We start from the raw sequence: 20,877 nt of genomic DNA on the forward strand, positions 1-20,877 counted from the left end.
TGACGCCCCGGCCCCGCCGAAGGCACCTGTGGACAACCGTGTGGCCCCGCCGCTGGGTGCGACGGGGCCACGCGGTCAACCGGGGTTCAGGGTCAGCCGACGGGGCGCGGCGCCAGGGCGACCTCGATGGTGTTGCCCGGACCGGAGGTCAGGGCGCTGATCAGGCTGTTCATCGATCCACAGCCCTGCAGGGCGGGGAGCGTGTACGTGCCCGTCAGGGTGCCACCGGCCAGCGGGTCGAAGTTGGGCTTCGACTGCAGCGGGATGGTCGCCGGGGTCTTCGTCCGGCAGTCCGCGCTCGTGCTGATCGGGAAGCCCATCATCGTGATGCGCGGCATCTTGACGGTGACCTTCGACGTCGACTTGAGCACGCCACCGGCCAGCGAGCCCGTGGTGCGGTCCGCCTGCGCGAACTCGATCTTCGCCGAGACCGGGATGAAGCCGAAGATGCGGAAGTTGCCGCTCGTCGGGTTCAGCGCCAGGTCGGCGGTGAAGGTGCCGGTCGCCAGGTCGAGCTCGGCGTCGATGCCGCCGCGGAGGTTGACCGTGCCGTTGGCCGCCTTGATCTTGGTCTTGCCGGTCAGGTCGTAGCCGTACTCGATGATGGTCGAGTCGCGCGGCTGGGTGCGCGCGGTGACCGTCGCCGAGGGGGCGGAGACGTTGCCCGCGGCGTCCTTGGCCACGACGGTGAAGGTGTACTCGGTGTCGGGGGTCAGGTTCGCCACCGTCGCCGAGGTGCCCGTCACCGACGCCACCACGGTGGTGCCGTTGAGGACGTCGTAGCCGGTCACGCCGACGTTGTCCTGCGCGACGTCCCAGGCCAGCGTGATGCTGGTCTGCGAGGCGCCCGTCGAGCGCGGGTTGCCCGGGGCGGACGGCGCGACCGTGTCCGGCGCCTTGGCGGTGCGGGCGGTCAGCGCGGCGCTCGCCGCGGAGGTGTTGCCCGCGGCGTCGCGCGCCACGACCGTGAAGGTGTACTCGGTGTCGGGCTCGAGGCCCTCGACCAGCTTCGACGTGCCGGTCACCGTGCCCAGGGACGTGGCGCCCCGGAAGACCTCGTACTCGGTGACGCCCACGTTGTCGTCCGCGGCGTCCCAGGCCAGCGCGATGCTGGTCGGGGTGGTGTCCGCGGCGCGCAGGTTGGCGGGCGCGTCCGGCGCCTGCGTGTCGGGCGCGGGCTCGGTGCGGGTGTCGACCTGGTTGCTGGCCGCGGAGGTGTTGCCCGCGGCGTCCTTGGCGACCACGGTGAACGAGTACGCCGTGTCCGGCTGCAGACCGTCCACAGTGGCGCTCGTGCCGGTCACGCTCTTGACGACGTCGCCGCCGGAGAGCACCTCGTAGCCCGCGACGCCCACGTTGTCGATCGAGCCCTGCCAGCTCAGCGAGATGCTGGACTGGGTCCGCTCGGTGACGGTCAGGCCGGACGGCGGGGTCGGGCCCTCGGTGTCCGGGACGTCCTCGGTGCGCACGGTCACCGGGCCGCCCGCGGCGGAGGTGTTGCCCGCGGCGTCCTTCGCCACGACGGTGAAGGTGTACTCGGTGGAGGCCGACAGGCCGGTGATCGTGGTCGAGGTCTCCGCGACCTCGACCGACTCGGAGCCGTAGGTCACCACGTAGCCGGTGACGGCGACGTTGTCCGAGGACGCGTCCCAGGCCAGGCCGACGCTGTCCTGCGAGGCGCCGGTGGCGCGCAGGTTGCCCGGCGTGGTCGGGGCCTCGGTGTCCGGCGCGGCCAGGGTGCGCACGGTGACGCCCGGGCTCTCGGCGGAGGTGTTGCCCGCGGCGTCCTTGGCCACCACGGTGAAGGTGTACTCGCGGTCGGCGGTCAGGCCGCTGACCGTGGCCGACGCGCCGGTCGAGCTGGCGACGACGGAGCCGCCGGACAGCACGTCGTAGCCGGTGACCGCGACGTTGTCGCTGGAGGCGGGCCAGGACAGGTCGACGCTGGTCTGGCCGATGTTCGCCGCGACCGGGGCGCCCGGGACCGTCGGGGCCTGGGTGTCCGGGGCCGCCAGCGTGCGGGCGGTGACCGGCGCCGACTCGGCGGAGGTGTTGCCCGCGGCGTCCTTGGCCACGACGGTGAAGGTGTGCTCGGAGTCGGGCTCCAGGCCGTCGACGACGGCCTCGGTGCCGGTCACGCTCTTGACGACAGCGCCGCCGGAGCGCACGTCGTAGCCGGTGACGCCGACGTTGTCGGTGGCGGCGGCCCAGGACAGCGCGATGCTGTTCTGGGTGATCTCACCGGCGGCCGGGGCGCCGGGGGCCGAGGGGGCCTCGGTGTCGGCGGGCGCGGTCACGGTGAAGGTGTGCAGCACGGTGGTCTGGCCCGCGGTCGGCGTGCAGTCCGCGACGAAGGTGCCCAGGCCGGTCTCGGTGCCGTCGGCCCGGCGCGGGGTCATGGTCAGCACCAGGTCGTGCACCGACAGGGTCGCGGTGCCCGGCTCGTCGAAGCGCAGCGCGGGAGCGGACCCGGCGGCGTTGACGATCAGGTCGTTGCCCACGGCGGGGATGGTCTGCTTCGGCACGTCGGTGCCCACGGCGACGGCGAGGTGGCCCTGCGGCGACTTCACCAGCGAGGTGGCGACGGCCTTGCCTTCCACCGTTTCCGCGCCGACCAGGCGTAGACCCTGGGTGGCTGTCGCGCCCGCGTTGGACACGGCGCTGATGTTGATCGCCGGGGTGAACGTGCCCGCGGCGATCTCGGTCGGCAGGTCCGCGCTGATGTCGACGGTGACGTTCTGGTTGCCGATCAGCGGGAACGGGCAGGTGTAGGTCTGGCGCAGCGGCGGCGTGTTGCCCACGCCCAGCGGCTCCTCGGGCGTCACGGCGGCGCCGGTCACCTGGTAGGTGTGCAGGACGGTGTCCTGGCCGTCGGTCGGCGTGCAGTCGGCGACGAAGGTGCCCAGGTCGGTGGGGGTGCCGTCGGCGCGCAGCGGCGTCATCTCCAGCACGATGTCGGTGACTTCGAGCGAGGCGCTGCCGGGCTCGTCGAACCGAAGGCCCGGGGCGCTGCCGGTGGCGTTGAGGACGAGGTCGTTGCCCACGGCGGGGATGGGCTGGTTGGGCACCTGGGTGGTGACCTGGACGGTCTGGTCGCCCTGGCCGCCCGGACCCCGGACGGTGGAGGTGGCGCGCGCGACGCCCTGGATGGTCTCCGCGCCCACGAGGCGCAGGCCCTGGGTGGCGGTGGCGCCCGCGTTGGAGACGGCCGTGATGTCCAGCGCCGGGGTGAAGGCCCCCGCTGCGATGGTGTCGGGCTGCTCGGTGCGGATGTCGATGGTGACGGTCTGGTTGCCGATCAGCGGGAAGGGGCACGAGTAGCTCTGGGTGAGCTCCCCCTGCGCGGCCGAGCTCATGCCCGAGCCGATCACGAGACCGGCGACCACCAGCGCGGCGGTCCCCGCCGCGGTGATCGCCAATCTCCGGGTTTCTCTCTTGAGTCTCACGGTCATCCTCCCTGGCGCCGAGCACGCGCCAGAAATAGGGTCGGGGCGAAATACGTGTTACGGACACGCTACGGATCGCCAAATTAACGACCGGGGACACCGGGGCACAAGAGCCGGGAATACCGGCGGTGGATCAGGCGGCGAAATTGTCATGGACAGCCAATTCCACTCTACGGTGATTGCACTGTTGAGACACCCGTATCGGCTGGTCAGAGCAACATCAGCGGGAAGAGGCACGCGCTGTGGACGACAAGTGACAGCGGGTCGGCGAATAGGCCGGACGGCGCAATTGCCGATTAGTCCGCCAGTCGGTTATTAGCACAGGTTGAGTATGTGGTGGAGATCGTTTTATCACGGGGTGCGCAACTTTTTCGGAGCATTTCCGGGCAGTGACGACCCGGTTCCGAAACGGTCAGGCCAGCGCCCAGCCCGCCAGCATCTGCCCGGCGATGGAGGTGGCGCCCGGCAGCCGCAGGCCGGGGATCTCGCCCCCGGCCTCCAGCGCGGCCAGCACCTCCTCGCGCGGCACCCAGCGGGCTTCCTCGATCTCGCCGTCGGCAAGGCACAGCGGCGCGTCCGGGTCGGCCTCGGCGGCGAAGGCGATCATCACCGAGCGCGGGAACGGCCACGGCTGGCTGCCGAGGTACCGGATGCCGCGCACGGCGACCCCGACCTCCTCGGCGATCTCCCGCTCGACGCACGCCTCCAGCGACTCCCCCGCCTCGACGAACCCGGCGAGCACCGAGTACCGCTCCGGCGGCCACACCGGCTGGCGGGCCAACAGCACCCGCTCACCGTTGACGCCGACGCCGTCGTGCACCAGACAGATGACGGCCGGGTCGGTGCGCGGGTACTCCTCGCGCCCACACCCGGTGCACTCCGACGCCCATCCGGCCGCGATCCGCCGCACCGCGGCCCCGCAGCAGGCACAGAACTTGGCGCGGTCATGCCACCCGCGCAGGGCGACGGCGGTGGTGAACAGGCCAGCGGCGGTGTCGTCGAGGAGCCCGCCGACGGCCCGCAGGTCGTGCCACTCCTCACCGGAGGTCGAGCGGACGCCCGGCCAGAGCCCCCACGAGTTGGGCGGGGGCACGGCTTCCCCGGTCATCGCCTCATCCGCAGGCACGGCCCAGTACCCGACGCCATCGAGCGTGCCGAGCAACACGGCATCGTCGGGTCGGTCGGCCTGGATGTCGGCAGCCGGCCGCAGGCTCAACGCCACCACACCCCGCTGCGGCGCCCCGATCCGTCCGGACGCGACCGAGGGCCGAGACTGCCCAAGCGACAAGGCCTTGGCGGCCCCGGCGAGAGCGGGATCCGCTGCCGCAACGGAATCCGCGCCAGCCGACCCACCGGCAGCGTGGCCACGCTCCCCACCGGGCACCGGGACAGCACCAGCGGGCAACGAGTCGGCCGCCCCGGGGAGAGCGGGATGGCCCGCCCCACCGGAAGCCGGACCGGCCGCCCCCGCGAGCGCCGCGCCGGACGCCCCGCCGCGGGCAGGGTCGGCTGGAGCCGAGCCAGCCGGAGCCGGGCTGGGCGGTGCCGCCCCAGCCCCAGCCGGATCGGCCGGAGCAGAGCCATCCGGAGCCGGGTTGACCGAAGCAGGCCCAGCCGGGCCCGCGTCGGGTGAGGTCGAGCCAGCCGGGGCAGGGCCAGACGGAGCCGAGCCTGCCGGAGCTGGCTCAGCCGAAGCCAAGCCAGCCGAAGTCGATTCAGGCGGAGCCGACCCAGCCGAGGCCGCCTCGGCCGGAGCCAGGTCCGCCGGAGCCGAGCCGGGTTCGGGTGAAGTCGAGCCCGCAGGAGCCGAGTCCGCCGGAGCCGGGCCAGCCGAGGCCGCCTCGGCCGGAGTCGAGCCAGCGGGTGCCGAGCCAGCAGGGGCCGCGTCGGGTGGAGTCGAGCCAGTCAGGGGCGGGGTGGGTGGAGTTGGGGTGGGTGGTGTTCGGACTGGGGTGCGGCCCTTGGGGTCCACGAGGAGGACTTGGCCCTTGGACCACAGTTCGTCGAGGTGGGTGGGGGAGGTGCGGAGGGATTCGTCTCGTTCCAGGGTGGAGCGGGAGAGGGCGGGGACGTCCGCTAGGTCGAACGGGCGGGTCACCGCCACATCCCTTCTGTGCGTAGGGGCTGGGGGGTAAACGAATCAGGATTGGGTTACGCCGCCCAGGAGTTCCAGGTCGGGGAAGCCTGCGGGGTCGCCTACCACGACGCCGGTGAAGCGGGTGGGGGCGAAGAGGCGGGCGGCCTCGGCCACCTGGTCGGCGGTGACGGCCTTGATCCGCTCCGGGTGGTCGAGCAGCCACTCCAGGCCCAGGCCCAGGGGGGCCAGGCCGGACAGCTGGGAGGCCAGGCCCGCCTGGGACGCGGTGGAGGTCAGCAGCAGGCCGATGGCGTACTGGCGGACCGTCTCCACTTCGGACTCCGTGGGCGGGCTCAGCACCAGGCGGCCGAGTTCGTAGCGGATCTCGTGCAGGGCGCCTGCGGTCACCGCGCTGGCGGTGTCGGTCTCGACCAGCAGGGTGGCTCCGCTGGGGGTGAACTCCGAATAGGACCGCGCGTGGTAGGTGTAGCCCTTGTCCTCGCGGATGTTTTCCACCAGCCGGGAGGAGAAGAAGCCGCCGAAGGCGAGGTTGGCCAGCTGCAGGGCGGCGTAGCCGGGATCGGTCCTGGGGATCGACTGGGCGGACAGCCGCAGCTGGGACTGCACGGCTCCGGGGCGGGGCACCAGCTTCAGCGCGCCCGGGGTCAGCTCCGGCAGCGGGGGCAGGACGGTGGCCGAGCGGTCGGACGACCAGCCGCCGAGCGCGGCGTCGACGCGGGCGACGACGTCATCGGGGGCCAGGTCGCCCACCACGACCAGGACCGAGCCGCGCGGGACGACGGCGTCGGCGTGCAGGGCGCGGACCTGAGCTGCCTCGATCCCGGCGACGTCCTCGGCCTCGGGCATCTCGCGGGTGAACGGGTGGTCGCCGTAGCGGTGCTTCTGCAGCGCCTTGCGGGCGATGACCCGCGGCTGCGAGCCCGCGACGGTGATCCGCTCGACGAGCCTGCCGCGCTCGCCCGCGACCTCGTCGTCGGCGTAGACCGCGCCGGTGAGCAGGTCGGCGAGGACGTCGAGCAGGGTGTCGAAGCCGTCGGCGAGGGAGTTGGCGGTGATGGAGAGCTGCTCGGGGTCCGCCGACGCCGACATCTCACCGCCCACCAGGGCCAGCTCGGTGTCGATGGCGACCCGGTCGCGGCGCTCCGTCCCCGTCAGCAGCGCGGCGGCCAGCACCTCGGCGCGCGCGGCGTGCAGCGGGTCGGCGCCCGCGAACGGGACGGACAGCCGCACCTCGACCATCGGCACGGTCGGATGCTGCACGGCGATCACCCGCAGGCCGGTGCCCAGCACGGTGTCGACCGCAGCCGGACGCGCGGGCGGGCGCTGCTCCCCCAGCGGGGGCAGCGGACGCGGGCCGAGCTCGGTGCGCCCGATCTCCTCTGCGGTACGGGTCACTGGGCTCCTCCTGCACAGCTGGGAATGGTCATCTCAGGCACCCGCCGGGGACACGGTCAGCACCGCGCGCGAGTCCGGGCGCAGCGCCTTGGCCGCCGCCGACACCGCGTCCGCCGACACCGAGGCGATCCGCTCGGGCAGCCGGTCGATCATCGTCGGGTCGCCGAACATCAGCTCGAACGCGCCCAGCGCGAGGGTGCGGCTGACGATGCGGTCGTGCTCCTTGTGGAGGCTGGCCTGCCAGCGCGCGGTGACCTTGGCCAGCTCGCGCGCCTCCGGCGGGGTGCCCGCCAGCCGGTCCAGCTCCTCGTCGATCGCGCCGAGCACGCGGTCGACGCCGACCTCGTCGGAGTGGACGGCGGTGATGGTGAACGTGTCGGGGTCGCGCGCCTCGAACGGGCCGAACAGGCCGCACCCGGCGTTGACGTCGGTGACCAGCCGCTCGCCGTAGACCAGCCGCTGCTGCAGCCGGGAGCCGTCGCCCTCGGTGAGGACGCCCGCGAGCACCAGGTGCGCGAGGTAGCCGTCCATGTCGGTGGACGGGTCGGGCACCCGATAGCCGAGCGCGACCGCGGGCAGCGGGGCCAGCGCGTCGGGGTGGTCGGCGCGCAGCTCGCCCGAGGGCGGCGGCTCGGCGAAGGACGGGCGCGCGGGCCTGGGCCGGGCGGGCACGTCGCCGAAGTGCTTCTCGATCAGCGCCTTGGCGTTGTCGACGGTGAAGTCGCCCGCCACGGTGAGCACCGCGTTGGACGGTGCGTAGTAGGTGTCGAAGAAGGACGCGCAGTCGGCGACGGTGGCGTCCTCCAGGTCCTCGAACCCGCCGTAGCCGTTGTGGGCGTTGGGGAAGGTCTTGTAGAGCACCGGGGGCAGCAGGATCCAGGGGAACCCGCCGTAGGGCCGGTTGAGCACGTTGAGCCGGATCTCCTCCTTGACCACGTCGATCTGGTTGCGGAGGTTCTCCTCGGTCAGCTTCGGCGCGCGCATGCGGTCGGCCTCGAGGAACAGCGCCCGCTCCAGCGCGGCCGACGGCAGCACCTCGAAGTAGTCGGTGTAGTCCGGGTGCGTCGAGCCGTTGAACGTGCCGCCGGAGGACTGCACGTGCCGGAAGTGCGCCAGCTTCTCCAGGCTCTCGCTGCCCTGGAACATCAGGTGCTCGAAGAGGTGGGCGAACCCGGTCCTGCCCTCCGGCTCGGAGCGGAAGCCCACGTCGTAGTGCACGCTCACGCCGACGACCGGCGCGGTCGGGTCCGGCGCGAGGACCACCCGCAGGCCATTGGCCAGGGCGTAGCGGTGCAGCTTCTCGGAAACGGTCACGCCAGCGAGCCTACGGGAGCGGCGGGGGTCGCAGGCAGAGCGACTCGACGGCCTGTGGACAACTCCGGGGACGCCCTGGTCGGGGCGTCCCCGGAAGCGATGTCAGACGCGCCTGCGGCGGGCGGCGAAGACCAGTCCCGCGCCCATGCCGAGCGCGGCCAGCCCGAGCACGACCATGCCGGTGACGGCCGCGCCGGTGACCGGCAGGTCGTCGACCGGGCCGGGGCTGCCCTGCGGCGGCGGGCCGGACGGGGTCGTGGTCGGCGAACCCGAGGTCACCGAGGTCGGCGGGGTCGTCGTCGTGGTGGTGGTCGGCCCGCCCTCGACGCAGTCGACGGTGAACTGCTCGCGCGTCTCGCCGCCGGGGCCGCGCAGGACCGCGGTGTAGACGCCGTCCTCGATGCCCTCGTGCCGCATCCAGTCGTAGCGCCCGTCGCGGTCGGGGGCGACGACGGCGTCGAACTCCGGCCGCCCCTCGACCTTGAACACGCGCTTGCTCTGGCTCGGGAAGAACCGGACGGTCACCACGGACTCCTCGCCGACACAGCGCACGGAGACCTGCAGGCCGTCATCGTCGACGACGACGTCCTCGCAGTAGTCGACCAGCACGTGCGTGGGCGTCTCCGAGCCGTCGGAGCCGATCACGGTCATCGGGTACACCCCGCCGGGGAACGGGCCGAGGTCGACCGTCTCCTGCCAGCCGCCCACGACGGTGACGGTCTCGGTGACGTCGCCGACGGTGATCGTGTAGTCCGCGTCGTGCCGGTTCGGGTTGCCCACCGTCACGCGGACGACGGCGGGCGTGGTCACGTCTTCCTTGTCGTCGCAGCGCGCGTCGGCGACGACGGTCGGCGCGTCCTTCGGCGCGCACTTGACCGTGAACTCCTCGGTGATCGGCTCGTCCAGGCTCTCGCCGCTGAGGACGGCGGTGTAGGTGCCGTCGTCGTAGAGGTTCTCGGTGATCCGCACGAACAGCCCGGGCAGGATCTCCTTCGCCTCGTACTGCTGCGCTTCCTCGGTGATCTCCAGCGTGTAGGAGCGCGTCTGCCCCTCGGTGTTGGCGACCTCGAAGGTGGCCACGCCCCATCCGCCCTGGCACTGCACGTCCACGGTCAGCCCCGGCTGGGACGGCTTGCGGTCGTCGCACGCCTTGACCTGCACCGGAACGCCGTCCGACGGCAGGTCGGCGCCCTCGACCCGGACGACGTAGTCGCCCACCGGGACGTCGGTGAACTCGTGCCAGTAGACCTCGTGCTCCTCGTGCAGCGCGGTCTCCTGCGCCTCCTCGCCGAATCCCTCCAGGAGGACCTTGTACGGCCCGAGGTCGTCGAGGTAGACCTCGACGTCGGTCTTCCCGTCGGCGGCGCAGTCGGCGAGCACGCGGACCAGGGTCGGCGGCACGTCCTCCGGGTTCTCCTGCGCGGACGCGACGGATGCCGAGGCGGCGGCCAGGGTAAGGCCTGCCACGGCGGCGAGGACCGCCCTTGTCACGGTGGTGAGCACCGAGTCCTCCCTGATCGGGTGACGCGAAATCCCGCGCACGGTACCCCGACCGGCAATAACGACTCCACACTCACCCGGACGGAACAGTCACCGTTTGCCAAATACCGCATCCAGCTCGTCGACCAGCGCCGGGAACCGGTCGGCGAAGCGGCGCGGGTCGAACCTCGGCTCCTGCGCGGCGTACCAGTACAGGCCCGCAGACATGGTCTGCGCGTTGCGCTCCAACCACTGCTTGGTCTCGTCCAAGGCGACCGCGTAGGGCAGCGAGCGGGAGAAGACCATCTCGCGGTCGGCGACGGGCACGCGGTCCGGCCGCGCCGCGCGCAGGTAGCCGTGCAGTCCGCGGACCTGCTGCAGCAGCAGGCCGCCGCGCTTGGTCCGCGCGGGCAGCAGCCGCGCGCCCAGCAGCAGCCCGATACCGCCGATGACCACCGCGACGCCCAACAGCGCGGGACCGCCGCTCAGCGCGAGCGCGACGGTCACCGCTGCGCCCACGACCGCGACCGCCGCCCCGATGATCCCGACCTTGCCCAGACCGCCGGGCCTGCGGGAAAGCCAGCTGCGCGACACCGCGTCGGCGTAGACCGCGGACTGCGCGCCCGCCACCCGCGGCGGGGTCGAGCGCAGCGCCGAGACGGTCACCGCGTCGGTCCCCTCGGGCAGCAGCGCGTCGTACACCGCGCGCTCGTAGGCGGTCAGCGCGTCGTCGGGCGCGTTGCGCCGCACGATCTGCCAGTCCGGTCCGGCCTCGGTGATCCACAGGTAGTTGCGCACGGCGAGGTCGACCACCGTCGCGGTGAGATCACGCGGGTCCACCCGCTCGTCGATGACCGTGCCCGCCTGGCCGGGCAGGATGCCGTCCGGCGAGGCGAAGACGACCCGCTCGCCCTGGCCGACGAGCACGTCGACCGGCGCGCCCTCGGCGGCGAGCGCCCGGGTGTCGCGGCCGCGGGCGGTCAGCACCACGGCGAAGCCGCCGATCAGCAGGAGCAGCACCAGCCCGAGGCCGCCGCCGCTGAGCGGGGTCAGCGCGAACGGGCCCGTGCCCGCGACCCCGCTGTCGAACTTCGCCGTCGCGGGCACCAGCCCGGCGTCCAGGGTGGCCGTGACGTCGACCCGGGCGCCGGTGTCGAGATCGGAGTGCAGCACCCGCAGGATGCCCGCCGCGTCGGTGACCGCGGAGTCGCAGCGCTCCTCGGTGTTCGGCGCGCCCGCGAGGCAGACGAAGTCGTAGCCGGGCTTGGGGGTGAGCAGGGAGGCGCGCAGGAACACCAGCTTGGTGTCCCAGCCGCTGGCGACCTGCCAGCGGAACTGCAGCCGGTCGCCGAGGTCGGCGATGGCACCGTCCAGCTTGTACGAGACGGTTGACGCGCCCTCGCCCAGCTTGATCACCAGCTGGTCGCCGGTGACCGACGCGGTGCCGTTGCCGTCGACCTTCGGGTCGCTGACGGTGAAGACGCGGTCGCCCACGCGCAGCGGCGCCGTGCGGGTCATCGTCGACTTGGCCTGCACGATGACCTGCTCGACCACGCTCACGCTGCCGTCGCGCTCCAGTTTGAGCTGGATGTTGACACTGCGCGGCAGCACGACGGGGACGCCGGGCGGCCGGGTCGGGCGGACCTCGCCGGTCGGCGGCCGCGGCACGATGATCGGCCCGCCCGTGGGCTGCCCCGGTGTGGGCAGCGGGAAGTCGAAGGTCGGCGCGTTCGGCGGCGGCGAGAAGGTCGGCTGGCCCGCGATTGTGATCCCGGCGACTACGAGACCGGCGGCGATCCCCCATTTGGTCAACACGGCAGCGAACGATAGCCGAGCCCGCCTATGCTCACCGGCGATCTCGGACAACTTGGGGGATTCAGCGATGACGCAGCCGCCGTACGGACCCTGGCACCAGCAACCGCCGCCCGGCGGCTACCGTCCGCCGATGCCGCCCCCGCGCCCGGTGGCGCCCCCACCGTACGCGCGTCCGCTCCCGCCCGGCATGCACCATCCACAGCAGACCTACGGCCAGCCGCAGTACGGCTACGCGCAGCAGCCGTGGCCCGCCTACCGGCCGCCGATGCCGCCCAAGTCCAACGCGGGCGTGATCACCGCGGTGTCGCTGGTCGGCGTGCTGATCCTGGCCGCTGGCCTGTTCGGCGCGTTCAGCATCGCCGACGCCTACGACGACTACAACGACGTCGGCTACTCCTCCCCCACGTACTCCACCTACCCGTCGTACACCGGGTACTCGTCGGCCTCGGACTACCCGTCGACGACGTCCTACGACTACACGTCGACCACCACGACGACCGAGACCACCACCGAGACCACGGACTACACGACGACGACCGAGACGCCGTCGGGTCCGCAGCCGGTCTACACGCTCGCCGACAACCCGCTGCACGGCGACAACGGCACCAACGCCGCGAGCTGCGCCATCAGCGGCTGGCCGAGCGACCCCGCGGCCGCCAAGGCGTTCTTCACCCGGGTCCTGCCGTGCATGGAGGAGGCGTGGGCGCCCGCGATGGAGCGCGCGGGCCTGCCGTACGAGACGCCCGGACTGGAGTTCCCGTCCGGCACCAGCTGGGAGAGCCCCTGCGGCAGCACCAGCGGCGCGACGGCGGCGGCGTTCTACTGCTCGCGCAACAACACGATCTACATGCCGTTCGAGGGCCTGCAGACCGGCGACTACGGCAACCAGCCCGGCTACTACCTCGCCCTGTTCGGCCACGAGTTCGGCCACCACATCCAGTGGCTGTCGGGCATCCTGCCGACCTACCACGAGGCGAAGTACGAGGCGGGCGACCAGACCGCGGCCGGGCTGGAGCTGTCCCGGCGCGCCGAGCTGCAGGCGTCGTGCCTGGGCGGGATGTGGTTCGCCGGGGCGTGGAACGGCGACGCGGGCGTGCCCGACGAGATCGTCCGCCAGTTCCTCGCCGACGGCTACCAGCGCGGCGACTGGAACGCGAACCTGCCGCGCGACCACGGCTCACCGGAGAACAACGGCTCCTGGCAGGAGCACGGCTACCGCAACAACCGAGGCAACTACTGCAACACCTGGGCCGCGGACTCCCAGCACGTGGCCTAGCCGCGGCGGTACAGCGCGACGAACCCGGCGCCCGCCATGCCCGCGAGCACGGCGAGGGCGACGCCCACCACGCGGGCGTCCGTCGTGGCGCCGGTTCGGGCGCTGCCCAGGTGCACCTCGCCGTCGGCCACCGACAGCGCCACCTCCTCGCCCTCGCGGTGCCCGCAGGCGTCGAGTTCGGCGCGCACGGGCGCGCCGTCGCGCACGTACTCGACCTCCTCGCGCCCGGGGTCGGCGCACGACACCGCGACGGTGACCTTCCCCGTCGTCTCCCACGCCTCGGCGGCGACCGACCACATGCCGTAAGCGCCGAACAACGCCAACAGCACGGCCATCAGCACGCTCATCAGCGCGACGACGCCCGCCTGCCCGGCAGGCGTCCCCAGAACCGGCGGCACACGCACCCCCGGATCGTCGCACCCCGGGCAAGTCCCCCTCAGTCGGACGCCGGGGTGACCTTGCGGATGTAGAGCAGGCGGTCGCCGCGCTCGATCGCGTCGGCCTCGGAGGAGTCGACGCGGTAGAGCGTGCCCGCGCGGACGATGCCCAGCACGATGTCGGACAGGTGCCGGGGCGAGCCGCCGATCTCGCTCTCCTCGACCTCGCGCTCGGAGATCGCCAGGCCCTCGTCGGGGGTGATCAGGTCCTCGACCAGGCCGACCACGGTCGGGGTGTGCGTGGCCATGCCCAGCAGGCGCCCGGCGGTCTCGCTGGAGACCACGACCTGGTTGGCGCCGGACTGGCGCAGCAGGTGCACGTTCTCAGTCTCCCGGACCGCGGCGACGATCTGGGCCTTCGGGGCGAGCTCGCGGGCTGTCAGCGTGATCAGCACCGCCGAGTCGTCCCGGTTGGCGGCGACGACGATGGAGCGCGCCCTGGGCACGCCTGCCACCCGCAGCACGTCGGAGCGGGTGCCCGAGCCGTGCACGGTGACCAGCCCGAGCAGCGACGCCGCGTCGAGCATCGCCTGGTCCTGGTCGACGACGACGATGCGGCTCGGGTCGACCCCGTCCGAGAGCACCGCGCTCACCGCGGAGCGCCCCTTGGTGCCGTAGCCGACGACCACCACGTGATCCCGCACCTTCGTCCTCCACCGTTGGATCTTGAACGCCTGCCGGGAGCGCTCGGTGAGCACCTCCAGCGTGGTGCCGACCAGCACGATCAGGAACAGCACCCGCAGCGGCGTGATCACCAGGATGTTGACCAGCCTGGCCGACTCGCTGTACGGGGTGATGTCGCCGTATCCGGTCGTCGACAGCGACACCGTGGCGTAGTAGAACGCGTCGAGGAAGCTCACGCCGTCCTCGTTGACGTCCCGGTAGCCGTCCCGGTCGAGGTAGACGATCAGCACCGTCGCGGTCAGCGCCAGCAGCGCGCCGATCACCCGCCGCATGATCGACGTCACCGGGCTCACCCGGGACGCGGGCATCCGGATGATGCCGACCAGGTCGTGCTCGGAGCGGTCGGACAACTCGTGCATCGCCGACCGGAACCGGGTCATCGGGCCCATCCCCGAGCGATCCGCGTCACGTGGCGAAGGTTAACCCGCTCGGCCCAGGGGACGTCAGTCGAGGGGCACGGAGCGCAGCAGATCACGCAGGCCGTTGGCGTCCAGCAGGTCGGCTGGCCGCAGGGTGCGGTCGTGGCGGACGTAGTGGAAGGCCGCGCGCACCTGGTCCGGGTGCACCTCCGCGAGACCGGCCCACGCCAGGCGGTAGGCGGCCAACTGCACGGTCAGGGCGGGCAGCCGCTCGGCGTCGGGCAGCGCGCCGGTCTTCCAGTCCACGACGGTCCAGCCGCCGTCGTCGTCGCGAAAGACGGCGTCCATGCGGCCGCGGATGGCGAACCCGTCGATCTCGGTGGCGAAGGGGACCTCGACGTCGTGCGGGACGCGGTCGGCCCACGACGAGCGCAGGAACGCCGCCTGCAGCGCGTCGAGGTCGTCGTCGGGCGCGGCGTCGTCGTCGGCGGCGCCGGGCAGCTCGTCGAGGTCGATCAGCGCGCGGGAGCCGAAGCGGCGCTCCAGCCAGGTGTGGAAGGCGGTGCCGCGGCGGGCGACCGGGTTCGGCGGGTAGGGCAGCGGCCTGCGCAGCCTGCGGGCGAGCGCGTCGCGGTCGGCGGCCAGCTCGACGAGCTGACTGACCGAGAGCTGCTCAGGCAGCGCGACGCGTTCGCGCCGGGCGGCGGCCGCCGCGCGCTCGGCGAGCAGGACGTCGGTGTCGCGCACCCAGCCGTCCGGGTCGTCCGGTGGGTCGTCGGGGGTGTCGCCGAGCGCGGCGAGTTCGGCGCGCACGAGTTCGGCCCCGGCGACGACGTCGGCGCGGCGCTCGCCCAGCGGGTCGGCGGGCCACTGGGCGGTGTTCACCTTGGCCGAGAGCGGGTTCTCCGCGCCGTCGGGCGGCGGGGACTCCCAGATCTCCACGACGTCGGTCCAGCCCGCCGCCTCGGCGTACCCGGCCAGCTCGGTGAGGAACTCCGACGGGCCGCTCGGGGTGGACTTGGTCTTGCCCCACCAGTGCCCGGAGACGATCAGCGAGTGCTCGGCGCGGGTGAGCGCGACGTAGCAGAGCCTGCGCTCCTCCAGCAGGGCGCGCTCGGCGAAGGCGTCCTTGTGCTCCTCCAGCAGCGCCTCGACCTCCTTGCGGTTGCCCGCCGACCCGAGGTTGAGCACGGGCAGGTCCTGCGCGTCTCCGCGCAGGTGGGCGGGCAGCTCGGTGACCGAGGTCAGCCACGACCCGCCGCGGCGCTTGGTCGGGAACACCGAGTCGACCAGGTGCGGGACGGCGACGATGCGCCACTCCAGGCCCTTGGCCGAGTGCACGGTGAGGATCTGCACCCGGTCGTCGGCGACCTCGACCTCGCCCGGCTCCAGCCCGTCCTCGGCGTCCTCCGCGGTGCGCAGGTAGTCCAGCAGCGCGGCCAGGCTCGCCGAGGGCGCTGCCCGCGCGTAGTCGGCGACGACATCGGCGAAGGCGTCCAGGTGCGCCCGGCCCGCGCCGCCGCGGCGGGCGGTGGCCTCGATGTCGAGCTGCATGGTGCGCTCCACGTCGGCGACCAGCTCGGGCAGCGGCTGGTCCAGCCTGCGCCGCAGGGCGCGCAACTCGGCGCCGAGCGCGCGGATCCGGCGGTATCCCAGGTCCGAGTACGCCTCCCGCTCGCCGGGGTCGTCGATGGCGTCGACCAGGCCCGCCTGCTCGACCCCTTCGCCCGGCAGCGCGTCGAAGGGCCCCTCCTGCGGGGTCGCGTACGTCCCGGACAGCTCCCGCGCCCGCGCCCACAGCGCCGCGAGGTCGGCCGCGCCCAGCCGCCAGCGCGACCCGGTGAGCAGCCGGGCGGCCGCGGTGCCCGCGAGCGGGTCGATGAGCACGCGCAGCGCGCTCACCAGGTCCCGGACCTCCGGCTCGTCGAGCAGGCCGCCGAGGCCGACCACCTCGACCGGCAGCCCGCGCTCGCGCAGCGCGGTGGCGAGGTCGGCCATGTCGGCCCGCCGCCGCACGAGCACCGCGGCCGTCGGGGCCTTGCCGTCGGCCTGGAGCGCGGCGTGCCAGCGGTCGGCGACCTGGTTGGCCACCCACTGCACCTCTGTGTCCACATCGGACAGCAGGGCGAGCGTGACATCGCCAGCTGGCGCGCCCTGGCGGGAGCGCAGTTCGTCCACTTCGAGGCCGTTGGCGCGCAGCGGCGCGGAGATCGCGTTGGCCAGGTCCAGCACCTCGGCGGGGTTGCGGAAACTGGTCAGCAGGCCGTACTTCGCCGCGGGGACGAGCCGCCCGCCGTCGCGGCGCGGGAAGTCGGTGGCGAAGCGCGGCAGGTTGGCCGCGCTCGCGCCGCGCCAGCCGTAGATGGCCTGCGCGGGGTCGCCGACGGCCGTCACGGTCATCGGCTCGGCGTCCGGATAGGACTGCGAGAGGCCGAACAGCGCGCGCAGCAGCACGCGCTGGGAGTGGCCGGTGTCCTGGTACTCGTCGAGCAGGACCGCGGTGTAGCGGGAGCGCTCGCCCGCCACGACCTCCGGGTGGGTCTCGGCGAGCCGGGCGGCCAGCGACATCTGGTCGCCGAAGTCGATCGCGCCCTCCCGGCGCTTGCGCTCGGTGTAGGCGTCGACCAGGGCCAGCAGCGCGACCCGGAAGCGCTGCGTGACGATGACCTCCCTGAGCTTCTGCGACAGGTCCTGGCGCTGTCCCTTCGCCCGGGGCGCGGACTCGATCAGCGCGCACAGCTCGTCGGCACTGCGGCGCAACGCGTCCTCGTCGACCAGGTGCTCGGCCAGCTCGCCCGCCAGCTGCAGGACGCGCTGGGTGATCGTCGCCGGGACCAGGTCGGTGTCGAGGTCCTGGCTCCAGGTCGACACCACGCGGTGGGCGGCCTGCCAGGACGCGGTCTCGGTGAGCAGCCGCGCGCCCGGCTCGACCGGCAGCCGCAGGCCGTGCTCGGCGACGAGCCTGCCCGCGTACGCGTGGTAGGTCAGCACGGTCGGCTCGCCCGCGTACACCGCAGCGCGGCGCTCGCCGGTCGGGTCCAGCTTGTCCAGCAGCCGCGCCCCCGCCAGCCTGCGCAGCCGCGCGCGGACGCGGTCGGCGAGCTGCCGGGCGGCCTTGCGGGTGAAGGTCAGGCCCAGCACGCGGTCGGGGGTGACCAGGCCGTTGGCGACCAGCCACACGACCCGGCCCGCCATGGTCTCGGTCTTGCCCGCGCCCGCGCCCGCGACCACGAGCGCGGGTTCCGGGGGCGCGGCGATGACCGCGGCCTGCTCCGGGGTGGGCGCGGCGATGCCGAGCTCGTGGGCCAGTTCGGCCGGGCTGACCAGCGCGAGACCCGGCAGGGGCAGGCTCATTCGGTCACCTGGCGGCCGCTCGGGTTGAGCGGGCACGCGGTGCGGACCGGGCAGCGCGGGCAGTCCGGGTTCTCCATGGCGACGTAGTCCGGGCCCACGGTGGACTGGGCGGCCTCGCGCACGATCTTGAGCCAGTGCTCCCGCGCCTCGGCGTCCAGCGGCGCCTGCCCGCGCTCGGTCGCCTTGCCGCGCGCGCGCTTGGCGACGTACAGCAGCCGCGCCCCGCCGGGTTCGCGGGCGAGGCCGTCCTCGGCGAACGCGCCGTAGGCGACCGCCAGCTGGTAGACCGCGAGCTGCGGGTTCTCCTGCGCGGCCTCCGCGCTCACCGGCGACTTGCCGGTCTTGATGTCGACGATGACCGGGCGGCCGTCGGCGTCGGCCTCCAGCCGGTCGACGCGGCCGCTGACGCTCACCCCGTCGGGCAGGTCCACGCGCACGTCCCGCTCGACGGCGACCTGGGTCAGCTCGCCGCGGGTGGCGTGCAGCCAGTCCAGGAACGTGTCGACCATGGCGCGGACGCGGTTCTGCTCCCGCTTGGAGAACCAGGGCGCGCCCGCGTCCACCGACGACCACGCGCGGTCCAGCTCGCGCATGAGGTCCGCGCGGGACGCGCCCGCGGCCGCGGCCTGGGCCAGCGCGTGCACCAGGGTGCCGGTCACCGCGGCGAGCTCGGCGGGGTCGGACCCGCCGTGCCGCTCGACCAGCCAGCGCAGCGGGCACTTGACCAGCACCTCGACCACCGACGGCGACACCCGCACCGGGCGGGCGGCGTCGCGCAGCGGCACGACGGTCGACATCTCGGGCAGGCCGTACCACTCGTCGGGGTGCGCGCCGGGCACGCCCGCGGCGGCCAGCCGGGCCAGCTGCCGCGCGGCGAGCGCGCGCCTGCCGGGCTCGGTCGCGCCGTCGCAGACCACCTGGCGCAGCTCGCCGACGAGGTCGGCCAGCACCAGCGCGCGCTCGGGCTTGGCGATCGGGACCGGGTCGTCGGACTCCTCCTCGGCGACGCCCGCCACCTCGGCCAGGAACCGCGACGGCTGCTCCTCCTCGCCGCGCACGGCGCTGACCAGCAGCTTCTGCCGGGCCCGGCTGGCGGCGACGAGCAGCAGCCTGCGCTCCTCGGCCAGCAGCGGCGCGGTCGCCGAGACCTCCTCGGCGAGGTCGACGCCGGAGAGCACGTCGACCATCCGCTCCACGCCGAGCAGCGAGCCGCGCAGCCGCAGGTCCGGCCAGGCCCCCTCCTGCACGCCCGGCACCGCCACGACCGTCCACTCGCGACCGGCGGCGGCGTGCGCGGTGAGGATCGCGACGGCCTCGCCCTGCGGCGCGCTCGCGGCCAGCGTGTCGCCCGCGATGCGGTGTCCCACGAGGTGTTCGACGAACTCGCCCGGCCCGGAGCCGGGCAGCCGGTCGGCGTAGCGCTCGGCGGCGTGGAACAGCGCCACGACCGCGTCGAGGTCGCGGTCGGCCTGCGCGCCGACGGGCCCGCCGCGCGCGGCGGTGGCCACCCAGCGGGGTTCCAGGCCGCTGCCCTGCCAGAGGTCCCAGAGGAGGCGTTCGAGGCCGATGTCGTCGGCGATGCCCTTGCGCGCGGCCGACAGCAGGGCCGCGACGCGGCGGACGGGCCCGGACTCGGCGTCATCGAGTGCGGTCAGCCGGTCCTCGTCGGTGAGCACCTCGACGAGGAGGTCGTCGCTGGACCGGTCGCCGCCCGCGGCCACCTCCAGCCTGCGCAGCCCCCGGCGCAACCGGCGCAGCGCCAACGGGTCCGCGCCGCCGAGCTGGGAGGACAGCAGCAGCTCCGCGGTCGCGGGGTCCAGCTGGTCAGGGGACGCGGCGCAGCGCAGCACCGCCAGCAACGGCCGCACGGCGGGCTGCTGGGCCAGCGGCAGCTCGTCGCCCGGCGCGGCCACCGGCACGCCCGCCGCGGCCAGGGCCCGGTGCAGGACCGGGACGGACCGGGTCGCCGAGCGCACGATCACGGCCATGTCCGACCACGGCACCCCGTCGATCAGGTGGGCGCGGCGGAGCTGGTCGGCGACCCAGGACGCCTCGGCCGCCGCAGAGGCATGCAGCCGCACCATGACGGTCCCGCCCTCGGCCTTGCTCCTGTCGGTCCTCGGCCGGGCGCCGGGCAGGCGGGCGGCCAGGTGGGCGACCGCGCGGCGGACCGCGGGCGCCATGCGGTGGCCGCGGCCGAGCACGACGGTCCGGTCGGGCTCGGCGTCGCGGATGAGGCGGACGTCCGCGCCGCGGAAGGAGAACACGCCCTGGTCGGGGTCCCCGGCGAGGATGAACTCCTTCGCCGACTCGCCGAGCGTGGTCAGCAGTCGGAACTGCAGTGGGTCGAGGTGCTGGGCGTCGTCGACCAGCAGGTGGCGCACGCGGGCGCGCTCAGCGGCCAGCAGCTCCTCGTCTGTGCGGAACGCGATCAGGGCGCTGGCGACCAGCTCGGCGGCGTCGAGCGCGGGCGCGGTCGTGTGGGCGATGCCGCTGTCCGCCGCGCCCTGGAGCAGGGTGACTTCCTCGTACTGCTGGCCGAACACGCCCGCGGCGACCCATTCGTCGCGGCCGTGCTTCCTGCCGAGGTCGATCAGGTCCTCCGGGCCGAGCCCGCGCTCGGCGGCGCGCAGCAGCAGGTCGCGCAGCTCCTCGGCGAACCCGGGCACCTTCAGCGCCGGGCGCAGCCGCTCCGGCCAGTCCTGCGCGCCGTCCTCGGCGTCGCCCTCCAGCAGCTCGCGGATCACCGCGTCCTGGTCGGGGCCGGTCAGCAGCCGGGGGCCAGGGCCATTGTGGATCATCGCCTGGATGCGCAGCACGGCGAAGGCGTAGGAGTGGACGGTGCGGACCAGCGGCTCGCGGACGGTGCGGGAGCCCTCGCCGCGCTCGGTCAGCAGGGCGGTGATCCGGGCGCGCAGGTCGGTGGCCGCGCGCCTGCTCGTGGTGATCACCAGCACCTGGTCGGGCCGGACCCCGCCCGCGATGCGGTCGGCGGCGGCCTCGGCCAGCAGCGTGGTCTTGCCGCTGCCCGGACCGCCGAGCACGCGGACGAACCCGCCCGCCCCTTCCAGCACGCCGAGGGCGTCGGCGTCCCACTTCGTGGCGCGCCCCGCTGCCGCAGGTCGCCGGACGAGCTGCGGGGCGAAGGGGGAGCTTCCGCCAGCCACGCCCCCGATTGCACCACGCGCCCGCGACGGTCCGGCGCGCGGCACGCCCATGG

At 73.7% G+C, this 20,877-nt stretch carries 11 protein-coding genes; 1 reads left to right on the forward strand and 10 read right to left on the reverse strand.

The window, feature by feature from the left end:
- Window positions 1–92: 92 nt before the first annotated feature.
- The 6 genes from IEY98_RS33000 to IEY98_RS00240 form a co-directional block, all read right to left on the reverse strand.
- Window positions 93–3,446 carry a fibronectin type III domain-containing protein gene (locus IEY98_RS33000; RefSeq protein ID WP_268244556.1) on the reverse strand — a complete coding sequence of 1,118 codons (3,354 nt, stop codon included), beginning with the start codon at window positions 3,444–3,446 and terminating at the stop codon, window positions 93–95.
- A gap of 412 nt (window positions 3,447–3,858) precedes the next feature.
- Window positions 3,859–4,734: an NAD(+) diphosphatase gene (nudC, locus tag IEY98_RS00220; protein ID WP_229786386.1), complete on the reverse strand. Its 876-nt coding sequence runs from the start codon at window positions 4,732–4,734 to the stop codon at window positions 3,859–3,861.
- 852 nt (window positions 4,735–5,586) lie between these two features.
- Window positions 5,587–6,939: a M16 family metallopeptidase gene (locus tag IEY98_RS00225; RefSeq protein ID WP_189208242.1), complete on the reverse strand. Its 1,353-nt coding sequence runs from the start codon at window positions 6,937–6,939 to the stop codon at window positions 5,587–5,589.
- A gap of 33 nt (window positions 6,940–6,972) precedes the next feature.
- Window positions 6,973–8,253: a M16 family metallopeptidase gene (locus tag IEY98_RS00230; protein ID WP_189208243.1), complete on the reverse strand. Its 1,281-nt coding sequence runs from the start codon at window positions 8,251–8,253 to the stop codon at window positions 6,973–6,975.
- Window positions 8,254–8,355: 102 nt separating this feature from the next.
- On the reverse strand, window positions 8,356–9,756 hold the full coding sequence (locus IEY98_RS00235; RefSeq protein WP_189208244.1) for an LPXTG cell wall anchor domain-containing protein: 1,401 nt from the start codon (window positions 9,754–9,756) through the stop codon (window positions 8,356–8,358).
- Between the two features lie 87 nt (window positions 9,757–9,843).
- Window positions 9,844–11,547: a DUF2207 family protein gene (locus IEY98_RS00240; RefSeq protein ID WP_189208245.1), complete on the reverse strand. Its 1,704-nt coding sequence runs from the start codon at window positions 11,545–11,547 to the stop codon at window positions 9,844–9,846.
- A 130-nt stretch (window positions 11,548–11,677) separates the two neighbouring features.
- Between IEY98_RS00240 and IEY98_RS00245 the strand changes: the two genes are divergently transcribed.
- Window positions 11,678–12,823, forward strand: coding sequence for a neutral zinc metallopeptidase (locus IEY98_RS00245; protein ID WP_189208246.1), 1,146 nt, complete (start codon window positions 11,678–11,680; stop codon window positions 12,821–12,823).
- Here IEY98_RS00245 and IEY98_RS00250 read toward each other — a convergent pair.
- The 4 genes from IEY98_RS00250 to IEY98_RS00265 all read right to left on the reverse strand — a co-directional run bounded on the left by IEY98_RS00250 (window position 12,820) and on the right by IEY98_RS00265 (window position 20,875).
- Entirely contained in the window at window positions 12,820–13,227 is a 408-nt protein-coding gene (locus IEY98_RS00250; protein WP_189208247.1) for a hypothetical protein, read from the reverse strand. The genes IEY98_RS00245 and IEY98_RS00250 overlap by 4 nt on opposite strands.
- Before the next feature lie 32 nt (window positions 13,228–13,259).
- Complete coding sequence (locus IEY98_RS00255) at window positions 13,260–14,324, reverse strand: potassium channel family protein (RefSeq protein WP_189208248.1); 1,065 nt, start codon at window positions 14,322–14,324, stop codon at window positions 13,260–13,262.
- A 63-nt stretch (window positions 14,325–14,387) separates the two neighbouring features.
- On the reverse strand, window positions 14,388–17,657 hold the full coding sequence (locus tag IEY98_RS00260) for an ATP-dependent helicase (protein ID WP_189208249.1): 3,270 nt from the start codon (window positions 17,655–17,657) through the stop codon (window positions 14,388–14,390).
- Window positions 17,654–20,875 (reverse strand): ATP-dependent helicase, encoded by a 3,222-nt coding sequence (locus tag IEY98_RS00265; RefSeq protein WP_373292293.1) that lies wholly within the window; start codon window positions 20,873–20,875, stop codon window positions 17,654–17,656. Before IEY98_RS00265 ends, IEY98_RS00260 begins: the two co-directional genes overlap by 4 nt.
- Window positions 20,876–20,877 lie beyond the last annotated feature (2 nt).

It is taken from the genome of Actinokineospora fastidiosa, assembly GCF_014648415.1.
Taxonomy (GTDB): domain Bacteria; phylum Actinomycetota; class Actinomycetes; order Mycobacteriales; family Pseudonocardiaceae; genus Actinokineospora; species Actinokineospora fastidiosa.